The sequence below is a fragment of the Neorhizobium huautlense genome (assembly GCF_002968575.1).
In the GTDB taxonomy this organism is placed as follows: Bacteria; Pseudomonadota; Alphaproteobacteria; order Rhizobiales; family Rhizobiaceae; genus Neorhizobium; species Neorhizobium huautlense.
This window is the reverse complement of sequence record NZ_PVBM01000057.1, coordinates 1-8,976: the sequence shown is the minus strand read 5'-3', so window position 1 is coordinate 8,976 and position 8,976 is coordinate 1. Positions and strand designations below refer to the sequence as shown.

General features: G+C 59.6%; 11 protein-coding genes. 6 read left to right on the top strand and 5 right to left on the bottom strand.

Features of this window, described 5'->3' with window-relative positions; all coding sequences use genetic code 11:
* Window positions 1-165: 165 nt before the first annotated feature.
* Window positions 166-804 (bottom strand): outer membrane protein, encoded by a 639-nt coding sequence (locus C5L12_RS27025; RefSeq protein WP_105375086.1) that lies wholly within the window; start codon window positions 802-804, stop codon window positions 166-168.
* Between the two features lie 669 nt (window positions 805-1,473).
* Between C5L12_RS27025 and uvrC the strand changes: the two genes are divergently transcribed.
* The 4 genes from uvrC to C5L12_RS27005 all read left to right on the top strand — a co-directional run bounded on the left by uvrC (window position 1,474) and on the right by C5L12_RS27005 (window position 4,917).
* Complete coding sequence (gene uvrC / locus C5L12_RS27020; RefSeq protein ID WP_105375085.1) at window positions 1,474-3,510, top strand: excinuclease ABC subunit UvrC; 2,037 nt, start codon at window positions 1,474-1,476, stop codon at window positions 3,508-3,510.
* A gap of 99 nt (window positions 3,511-3,609) precedes the next feature.
* Window positions 3,610-4,197 (top strand): CDP-diacylglycerol--glycerol-3-phosphate 3-phosphatidyltransferase, encoded by a 588-nt coding sequence (pgsA, locus tag C5L12_RS27015; RefSeq protein WP_105375084.1) that lies wholly within the window; start codon window positions 3,610-3,612, stop codon window positions 4,195-4,197.
* The gene (gene moaD, locus C5L12_RS27010) at window positions 4,194-4,451 is read left to right on the top strand and encodes a molybdopterin converting factor subunit 1 (RefSeq protein WP_105375083.1); all 258 of its coding nucleotides are present in this window, start codon (window positions 4,194-4,196) and stop codon (window positions 4,449-4,451) included. The genes pgsA and moaD overlap by 4 nt, the downstream gene beginning before the upstream one ends.
* Before the next feature lie 4 nt (window positions 4,452-4,455).
* Window positions 4,456-4,917 (top strand): molybdenum cofactor biosynthesis protein MoaE, encoded by a 462-nt coding sequence (locus tag C5L12_RS27005; protein WP_105375082.1) that lies wholly within the window; start codon window positions 4,456-4,458, stop codon window positions 4,915-4,917.
* Between the two features lie 29 nt (window positions 4,918-4,946).
* Here C5L12_RS27005 and C5L12_RS27000 read toward each other — a convergent pair whose 3' ends face one another.
* Window positions 4,947-5,435, bottom strand: a complete 489-nt coding sequence (locus C5L12_RS27000; RefSeq protein ID WP_157949127.1) for an RICIN domain-containing protein — start codon at window positions 5,433-5,435, stop codon at window positions 4,947-4,949.
* Window positions 5,436-5,564: 129 nt separating this feature from the next.
* Window positions 5,565-6,461, bottom strand: coding sequence for a branched-chain amino acid ABC transporter permease (locus tag C5L12_RS26995; protein WP_105375080.1), 897 nt, complete (start codon window positions 6,459-6,461; stop codon window positions 5,565-5,567).
* Window positions 6,462-6,526: 65 nt separating this feature from the next.
* On the opposite strand from C5L12_RS26995, the gene C5L12_RS26990 reads away from it, so the two are divergent.
* Both C5L12_RS26990 and C5L12_RS26985 read left to right on the top strand, forming a co-directional pair.
* Window positions 6,527-7,075, top strand: coding sequence for a CGNR zinc finger domain-containing protein (locus tag C5L12_RS26990; protein ID WP_105375088.1), 549 nt, complete (start codon window positions 6,527-6,529; stop codon window positions 7,073-7,075).
* The gene (locus C5L12_RS26985; RefSeq protein ID WP_105375087.1) at window positions 7,075-7,575 is read left to right on the top strand and encodes a hypothetical protein; all 501 of its coding nucleotides are present in this window, start codon (window positions 7,075-7,077) and stop codon (window positions 7,573-7,575) included. The genes C5L12_RS26990 and C5L12_RS26985 overlap by 1 nt, the downstream gene beginning before the upstream one ends.
* Window positions 7,576-7,650: 75 nt before the next feature.
* Here the strand turns inward: C5L12_RS26985 and ndk are convergent, their stop codons facing one another.
* The gene (gene ndk, locus C5L12_RS26980; protein ID WP_105375079.1) at window positions 7,651-8,073 is read right to left on the bottom strand and encodes a nucleoside-diphosphate kinase; all 423 of its coding nucleotides are present in this window, start codon (window positions 8,071-8,073) and stop codon (window positions 7,651-7,653) included.
* An 80-nt stretch (window positions 8,074-8,153) separates the two neighbouring features.
* Window positions 8,154-8,843, bottom strand: coding sequence for a glutathione S-transferase family protein (locus tag C5L12_RS26975; RefSeq protein ID WP_105375078.1), 690 nt, complete (start codon window positions 8,841-8,843; stop codon window positions 8,154-8,156).
* Window positions 8,844-8,976: the final 133 nt, after the last annotated feature.

Sequence of the window (8,976 nt, the reverse complement as noted above, 5' to 3'; positions counted from 1 at the left end):
CTCAATCCGAGCTGGCAAAAGCGATGCCTGCTCCCGATCCAAACCGAAAATATATCCCATGAAAATGGCCACCCCGATCCCGAGGTGGCCATCTTAACTGATTTGCCAATCGTTTCCACACAGCCTGCGAAGTCCGGGCTTCCCGAGCCTGTAAAGGCGATGGACTTAGAACTTGACGCCGATACCGACCTTGACACTGTGATCGTCGTAGCCCTTGGAAACCGAACCGGAATCCAGGCTGTAACGGTCCGAACCGAAGTCCGTATAGCGGTACTCGACACGAGCGGTGATGTTGTTGGTGACCATGGCTTCTGCACCGGCACCGACAGTGTAACCGACTGCGGTCTTGTTTTCCGAAGAGGTCGCGTCGCTCAGTTCGTTGTCCTGAAGGGCGACACCGCCGGTACCGTAGATCAGGAAGGGGTTCAGGTCGTAACCGACGCGGGCACGAACCGAGCCGTTCCAGCCGGCCTTGCCTTCGTAGCCTTCGATCGTGGTGTTCTTTTCGCCGTTGTAGCCGACATCGGCTTCAACACCGTAAACGATCTGGCCGGACTGCCAGTTGTAGCCGGTGTAGGCACCGCCGCCAAATGCGCCATCGCGATCGCCAGCGCCGCCGAAACGGCCCCAATCATAAGAACCGTAACCACCGAGGTAGAAACCTGCCCAATTTGCGACCGGTGCCGGCTCTTCGACTGCTGCCGGGGCCTGCGGAATCTGGTCGACGGCATCAGCGGCATTGGCCGCGGAGATGGCGATGAAGCTGGCTGCCGAGGCCATCAGAGTTGCGATGAGAGTACGCATACATTTTCTCCTTTTACTGCTGTGCCGGGATCCGTCGCGACCAAATGCTGCGACGGCTTTGTTCCCTGCCCGGTGAGGCCGAATGTGGATGCGAAATGAGGAAATGAAAGAGCCGAAATGTGAATTGATTATGGCGCACAAAAGGCCGAAATTGGATGTTGCTGTCTCGCAACATGTATATCGTTAACCCTACTTATTCATTAATTTAAATATATACACCTTAATCTCTATTAAATACTTCTTAAATCGAAAGAAATTCTCAATTAATAGATCTTTGATGCGCCCACTTTACGCCCGAAATTTCGCATTTTCAACTTCTATCCTCAGAACAGTAGCGACAAGGTCATGAAGAACTTGCCTTCTGCATTGCAATAATGACCGAACGCCAGGGTTTCATTTCGAGGTGCGCGGGCAAAATCGGCGCCCGTTGCCAGATTCCTGCCTCAAACAACCATTGCCTTGGAGCCGCTCCCGCTACCACCCTCAAATGCCCGGACAGCGTTCTTCACTTTCCAAACAGGAGGCGATTCACTATCTCTGCCTTGGACCCGATGCCAGGCCAGCCCATTCGCCCGCAAAACTTTGACAAGCTGCCGATCACGGGCTCATGGTTCGAATCGGCGATGGCCAGCGACCGGCTCCGTTCCGGCATCTGGCGGAGACTTTGGAATGAATGGAACGAAGCTGCCGGATGGCGGTGTTCTTTACGACGAAACCGAAGAGGATGACGACGACGCTCCGGTGAGCGAGCCCGTCGAAGGGATCGTCGCGTCGGTCGACTGGAACGAAGCGCCCAAGAACGAGAGCGGCCTGAAGGGCGCCGAGCTGATCGCCGAATTCGTCAAGCACCTGCCCAACGCGCCCGGCGTCTACCGGATGTTCAACGAAGCGGCCGACGTGCTCTATGTCGGCAAGGCGCGTAGCCTCAAGAAACGCGTCGGCAACTATGCCCAGGGCCGCGTTCATTCCAACCGCATCGCCCGCATGGTGCGCGAGACGACGCATATGGAATTCGTCACGACGCGGACGGAAACCGAGGCACTGCTGCTCGAGGCGAACCTGATCAAGCGCCTGCGCCCGCGCTTCAACGTGCTTCTGCGTGACGACAAGTCTTTTCCCTATATTCTGATCACCGGCGATCACCGGGCACCGGCGATCTTCAAACATCGGGGCGCGCGTGCCCGCAAGGGCGATTATTTCGGCCCATTTGCCTCGGCTGCAGCCGTCGGCCGCACGATCAACTCACTGCAGCGCGCCTTCCTGTTGCGCACCTGCACCGACAGCGTCTTCGAAACCCGCACCCGTCCTTGCCTGCTTTACCAGATCAAGCGCTGCTCCGGCCCTTGCACCTACGAGATCAGCGACGAAGGTTATGCCGCGCTCGTCAGCGAAGCGAAGGACTTTCTTTCCGGCAGAAGCCAGAATGTGAAGGCGGCGATCGCCAGCCAGATGGCGGAAGCCTCCGAAGATCTCGATTTCGAACGCGCGGCGGTCTATCGCGACCGGCTCGCCGCGCTGTCGCATGTCCAGAGCCACCAGGGCATCAATCCGGCCGGCGTCGAGGAGGCGGATGTCTTCGCCATCCATCATGAGGGCGGGCTCTCCTGCATCCAGGTCTTCTTTTTCCGCACCGGCCAGAACTGGGGCAACCGCGCCTATTTCCCGAAGGCCGACCCGCAGCTTTCTCCCGCGGAAGTGCTCAATGCCTTTCTCGCGCAGTTCTACGACGACAAACCGGTGCCGCGGCAGATCCTGCTTTCCGAGACCGTGGAGGAACAGGAACTGCTCGCGATGGCCTTCTGCGAAAAGGCCGGCCACAAGGTGGTGATCTCGGTGCCGCAGCGCGGCGAAAAGAGGGACCTCGTCGATCACGTTCTGGCGAATGCCCGCGAGGCGCATGGCCGCAAGCTCGCCGAGACGGCTTCGCAGGCACGGCTTCTTGCCGGCTTTGCCGAAACTTTCGCCCTGCCCTACACTCCGCGCCGGGTCGAGATTTACGATAACTCCCACATCATGGGCACCAATGCGGTGGGCGGCATGGTGGTGGCGGGGCCGGAAGGCTTCGTGAAGAACCAGTACCGCAAGTTCAACATCAAATCGACCGACATCACCCCCGGCGACGACTTCGGCATGATGCGGGAGGTGATGACGCGCCGGTTTTCGCGCCTCATCAAGGAAGAGGGCCTCCCCGACCGCAGCGGGTCCGCAGCCACAGCCGAAGATGCCGCAGATGCCCCCTTCCCCGCCTGGCCGGATGTGATCCTCATCGACGGCGGACAGGGGCAGATGACCGCCGTCCGCTCCATTCTCGACGAACTCGGCATTCGGGATGTCGTAACGGCGATCGGTGTTGCAAAGGGCGTCGACCGCGAGGCCGGCCGCGAGCGTTTCTTCATGGACGGAAAGAGCGACTTTTCGCTGCCGCCGCGCGATCCGGTGCTTTATTTCATCCAGCGGATGCGCGACGAGGCGCATCGCTTCGCCATCGGCTCGCATCGCGCCCGCCGTAAGAAGGAGATGGTCCGCAATCCCCTGGACGAGATTTCCGGCATAGGACCCGGTCGAAAGCGCAAGCTGCTGCAGCATTTCGGTACGGCAAAAGCCGTGTCCCGCGCTGGCCTTACGGATTTGATGGCGGTGGAGGGCATTTCCGAAGCCGTGGCGAAACAGATCTACAATCACTTTCACGAGAACCGCGCCGGGTAAGCGGCTCTGCCGCAATCCTTTTCAAAAAAGCCGCGAAGGCATGTTGACGGGCGCGGCTTCAGGCATCAACTAGGAACAAATAGAGCTAACAGGTCGTCCATGGCTTCCCGCGCATACAACATCCCCAACCTGCTCACCTATGCGCGCATCGTTGCCGTGCCCGTCATCGTTCTCTGCTTCTTCGTGGAGGGCCGGCTCGAAAGTTCGGATTTCGCCCGCTGGGCGGGCCTGACGATCTTCGTGATCGCTTCCCTCACCGACTATCTCGACGGCTATCTCGCCCGCATCTGGAACCAGACATCCAATATCGGCCGGATGCTGGACCCGATTGCCGACAAGCTTCTCGTCGCCTCCGTGCTGCTCCTGATGGCCGCGGACGGGACGATTGCCGGCTGGTCTCTCTGGGCGGCGATCACCATTCTGTGCCGCGAAATCCTCGTCTCCGGCCTGCGCGAATATCTCGCGGCACTGAAGGTGTCGGTACCGGTGACGCGCATCGCCAAGTGGAAAACGACCATCCAGATGGTGGCGATCGCCTTCCTGCTTGCCGGCCCCGCCGGCGACAAGATCATGCCCTATATTACCGAAATGGGCATCGCGCTTCTGTGGATTGCGGCGATCCTCACCTTCTACACAGGCTACGACTACTTCAAGGCCGGCCTGAAACATCTGGTTGACGAAGAATGAGCACCAAACTCGTCTATTTCGCCTGGGTGCGCGAACGCATCGGCAAGCCGGAAGAGGAAATCACCATTCCGGAAAATGTCGTCACCGTGCGCGACTTGCTGAATCATCTGAAGGGCTTGGGCGAGGAATACGAGAACGCGCTTCAATATCCGGAGGTAATCCGGGTGGCGATCGACCAGGAGCATGTCGAGCATTCGGAAAAGATCGCCGGCGCCCGAGAGATCGGTATTTTCCCGCCGATGACCGGAGGGTGAAACCGTGACCGTCGAACCGCGGATCCAGGTGCAGAGCCAGGACTTCGACCTCCGATCCGAGGTGGAAATCCTGACTGCCGGCCGCAGGGACATCGGCGCGGTGGTTACCTTCAGCGGTCTCTGCCGCGACGAGCAGGGTATGCTTTCCGCGCTCGAGCTCGAGCATTATCCCGGCATGGCGGAAGCCGAAATGCGCCGTATCGCCGAGATCGCCATCGAACGCTTCTCGCTCCTGGGGCTCACTGCCATCCACCGCTACGGAAAAATCGCGCCGGGCGAGAATATCGTACTGGTGGTCGCGGCAGCACCGCATCGCCAGGCTGCCTTCGACAGCGCCAGCTTCATGATGGATTTTCTGAAGACCTCCGCCCCGTTCTGGAAGAAGGAGCATGCGGCAGACGGCACGGCCCGCGACTGGGTATCCGCCAAGGATGCGGATGACAGAGCGCGGGACAAGTGGATGTAGCCGCCGGGCCAACCAGTCCTGTTGTTTTCCTAAGGCCGCACCTGCCACAGCTGGCCGGAGTAGTTGGCGCAGGGAACCATGCGCGCCAGATTGTCCGCCATTCCGCCGTTGACGATATCAAGGCACATTCCTTCGCCCAGAAACTGGGGCGTCAGCCTGATGTCGTTGCCATCTCCGCGCATATGCCAGAACTGGCCGGAATAGTTGCCGCAAGGCCGCATTTCCACAAAATGGTTGCGGTCACCACCATTGATCACGTCGAGACACATCCCGTTGCCGGTCCGCTCGTTGCGCAATCGCAGCCAGTTGCCTTCCGACGAGATCATCCACCGCTGTCCCGGATTGCCACCGCGCGGGGTCAACTGCCCCAATCCCGCGAAAGGACCATCGGTCACAGTCTCGAGCGCCATGCCGGACCCTCTGAACTGGGTAGTCAGTTCGACGGACTGCGCCCGAACGGTCGCCGGCAGCAGCATGATTGAAGCCGAGAAAAGCAGGCAAAGAGACTTGCTGAGCATGATCGTATGTCCTGGAGGGTCGGTGGGGAGACTTAACGGCATGGCGACATTAGCCAAGTGACGATCGAAGGGAACTCGCAAAAGCGCTTTTCCCCGAAAGAAGCATGGAAGCCGCTACAAACCGTCCGCTCAGGGGATCGCCCTCTCCCGCCTGCTCATCACCAACACGCCCACAAGCACCGAAACGATGAAAAGGTCGCGCCAGACGATCGGGCCGTAGCCGCTCCAGAGCGTTTCGGCAAAGCCGATGACGGCGGCGCCGGCGGATGAGCGCAAGGGGTTGGAATGGCCGCCGGCGGCGGCAATCAGCACCACCTTCAGCCCGAACAGCAGGCCTGCGCCAAAATCCATCGTGCCGTAATGGGAAGTCGCGAGCACCCCGCAGACAGAGGCATAGAGTGCCGCCGCCGCATAGGAGACGACGAAGACCAACGAGGAATTGGTACCGGAGAGCTCTGCCGCCAGCGGATCGTCTGCGACCGCCCGCCAGACACGGCCCCAGCGGGTATTGGCGAGCACAAGATAGCCGGAGGTGATCATCATCAGCATTGCCGCAACATTGATGAGCTGGATCAGCGTCAGCGTAACCGGAAAGCCGTCCCCGCGCCAGAAAACTAGGGGATTGTTGAGGAAAGGCGGCAGCCAGAGCTCGCGCGTGTTTGCCGCAAGCCTTGCCCCCTCCATCAGCACCATCAGCACGCCAAGCGAGGCGACGATCACCGCGTTCGGCGAAATCCTTGCAAGCGGCCGCATGACGAACCGGCCGGCGATCACCCCTGCTCCGAGACCGCCGGCCAGTGCAGCTGCGGCACCAAGGCCAAGTGCTGCGGGAAAGATCAGCCACAGCTGGTTCCAGCCGAAATGGGCAAATATCAAATAGATATGCCCGGAAAAGGCAAAGATCGCGCCATAGGTGATGTCCGCACGCCGGGTCACGGCAAAGGCAATGGAGTAGCCGAAGGCAAGCGCCGCATAAAGCGCTGCCAACGGCAAGGCATTCGCCAGTTGCTGCAGCAGATAAGCCATCGATCCTTTCCGAAACTCGGCCTAATATAACTGGTAAAATGGCTTTCGCCAGTTATAATGATGACATGAGCTTTTATTGGACCCCGCACCGTTTTGCCGGAGGCGCTCTGGCGCTCGATGTTGCCAACAGCGTCATCCTGCGCTTCGATCCCGCACGTAGTGTCGATCGTTTCGCCGAGCCGGAGCAGATGGACGCCTTTGCGAAGGCAGCAGGCGTATTTTCGGCCGAACGCTCCCTGTTCGGTGAGCTTGCACCGGTGCCATCCCGAAACCGGTTGCCCTTCCTAGCCTTGCGGGAGGCCATCGACCGTTATTTTCGCGCCCGTATTCTGGAGAATGACGGATATGGTCTTTTAGCCGATCTTCTCGAAGCGACTGCCGCCGTCCTGCGCCGTGCGGACAAAGGTTCGCTCGAGGCGGCCACCGCGCATTCCGCCCTTCGCCTTCTCGCGGATGGAGAAATCACACGGCTGAAGATCTGCGGCAATTGCGGCTGGCTGTTCGTCGACCGCAGCAAGAACCGCAGCCGCACCTGGTGCGACATGACCGTCTGCGGCAACCGGGCAAAGGCCAGCCGCCACTATCATCGAAAAAAGAAGGAAGCCGCGCCATGATGAGACGGCTGATTGTCTGTAGTCTTGCCGCGCTTCTGCTGACCGCCTGTCAGCGCGAAGCCGAGCAGCAGCTTGCCGAGCTTTCCGGACGGATGTTCGTCTTCAACTACCGCGTGGCGACAGCGAACTATCTGGTGACGCTGAGACGAATTGGCACTCTTCCCGAAGACGGTTCTGTCGAGGCAGAGTTCGAGAATCCGCGAGGCGGAGACCCGTTGACCATCCGGGAGAAACTGTTTCCGAGGATGGACAAGATTTCGCTTGCCAGCCCGCCGATCGAATGTGTCCGGCAGGACCGCCCCTATGCGGTGACAATCCGCATTCTCGACAGCAACGGCACACCGCTCCAGACGATCGAAACCACCGTCACATCGGATGTCGATCAAAGCGTACTGCCCGCAAAACCGCTGGTGGTCGGTCCGGGCTATGATCCGAACCCCGACGTGTTCAAGCCCGATGGCAGCGCTGACTATTCGCCAGTGGCCGATTGTCCGGCCTGAAGATTAAATGAGAGGGGCATGAAAAAGCCGGAGCTTTCGCCCCGGCCCATTTCTCGATCACCTGCCTTGCGGCAATCAGCCGACGATTTCGGTTTCGGAGAACCAGTAGGCGATTTCCTGGGCAGCGGTTTCCGGAGCGTCGGAGCCGTGAACCGAGTTTTCGCCGATCGACAGCGCGAAGGTCTTGCGGATGGTGCCTTCGTCAGCGTTGGCCGGGTTGGTGGCACCCATGATTTCGCGGTTCTTGAGGATGGCGTTTTCGCCTTCGAGAACCTGAACGACGGTCGGGCCGGAGGTCATGCCTTCGACGAGCTCGCCAAAGAACGGGCGCTCCTTATGGACGGCGTAGAAGCCCTCGGCTTCGCGCTTGCTCATCCAAACGCGCTTGGAAGCGATGACGCGCAAGCCGTTGTCTTCAAACACCTTGGTGATGGCGCCGGTCAGGTTGCGCTTAGTGGCATCCGGCTTGATCATCGAAAACGTGCGTTCAATCGCCATTGATCTATCCTTTGTCTCGAACGGAAAGTGGGCGGTCTTTACCCGCCCCTTTCATTGGAAACAAGGGGGTTCAGGCAATTTCACGCCGCTGTCACACGCCGCCCTGCCCCTTCATGCAGGTCCAGGCAGCGCTCGAACCAGCGTCCGACGGGATCATCGTCCTTGAAGACATCCGTGCCGGCGGTGATGCGCATCCACTGCAGGGCGCCAAAGAGGATGTAGTCCGCAAAGAGCGGTCCGTCGCCGCCGATGAATTCCTGATACTTCAGCGTATGGCGGATCGGCTCGAGCTTTGCCGCGAAAGCGGCGATCTCGGCGGAGCGGCCGGCTTCAAGCTCCTCCAGCGTTTTGCCGAGGCGCGCCTCGCGGCTCTGACGGAAATAAACCCGATCGGTCTCGCCCAACATGTCGTGGATGTTCTTCACCGCGATCTTCGTGATCGCCGTATGGATCACCATCTGCGAGAAACCCTCGACAAACCGGGCCAGGGCCTTGCCGCCCTCGCCACCGAACAGAGTCGGACGGCCCGGATAGGTATCCTCAAGGTAAAGCGCGATATCGAAGCTGTCGCGGATCAGTTCGTTACCGTCCCTCAGGATCGGAACAGTCTTCGAAAATCCGTTCTCGACCTTCGGTATCTCGGTAAAAGGCATCGGCTTCTCGATGAACTCCAGACCCTTGTGATGAAGCGCCAGCACGATCTTCCAGCAATGCGGAGAAAACGGGCGCGTCTCGTCGGCACCGCAGAGGGAATAGAGGATTCGTGTCATATCTGGCTCCAATGAAAGAACACAAGGGGCAAACGCCTTCAATTGCCGGCTTTTCCTTGGGTTCGGTTATGTTTTGACCGGCGTTAGAGCCGATCGGCTAAACCCTTTGCTTCCGATGGACAGGTGTTTCGGT

Excerpts from the sequence above, each read along its gene's own strand:
- C5L12_RS27000 (WP_157949127.1), bottom strand. The coding sequence starts at position 5,435 with ATGCTCAGCAAGTCTCTTTGCCTGCTTTTCTCGGCTTCAATCATGCTG.
- moaD (WP_105375083.1), top strand. The coding sequence starts at position 4,194 with ATGAGCACCAAACTCGTCTATTTCGCCTGGGTGCGCGAACGCATCGGC.
- C5L12_RS26975 (WP_105375078.1), bottom strand. The coding sequence starts at position 8,843 with ATGACACGAATCCTCTATTCCCTCTGCGGTGCCGACGAGACGCGCCCG.
- C5L12_RS27025 (WP_105375086.1), bottom strand. The coding sequence starts at position 804 with ATGCGTACTCTCATCGCAACTCTGATGGCCTCGGCAGCCAGCTTCATC.
- pgsA (WP_105375084.1), top strand. The coding sequence starts at position 3,610 with ATGGCTTCCCGCGCATACAACATCCCCAACCTGCTCACCTATGCGCGC.
- uvrC (WP_105375085.1), top strand. The coding sequence starts at position 1,474 with ATGAATGGAACGAAGCTGCCGGATGGCGGTGTTCTTTACGACGAAACC.
- C5L12_RS26995 (WP_105375080.1), bottom strand. The coding sequence starts at position 6,461 with ATGGCTTATCTGCTGCAGCAACTGGCGAATGCCTTGCCGTTGGCAGCG.
- ndk (WP_105375079.1), bottom strand. The coding sequence starts at position 8,073 with ATGGCGATTGAACGCACGTTTTCGATGATCAAGCCGGATGCCACTAAG.
- C5L12_RS26990 (WP_105375088.1), top strand. The coding sequence starts at position 6,527 with ATGAGCTTTTATTGGACCCCGCACCGTTTTGCCGGAGGCGCTCTGGCG.
- C5L12_RS26985 (WP_105375087.1), top strand. The coding sequence starts at position 7,075 with ATGAGACGGCTGATTGTCTGTAGTCTTGCCGCGCTTCTGCTGACCGCC.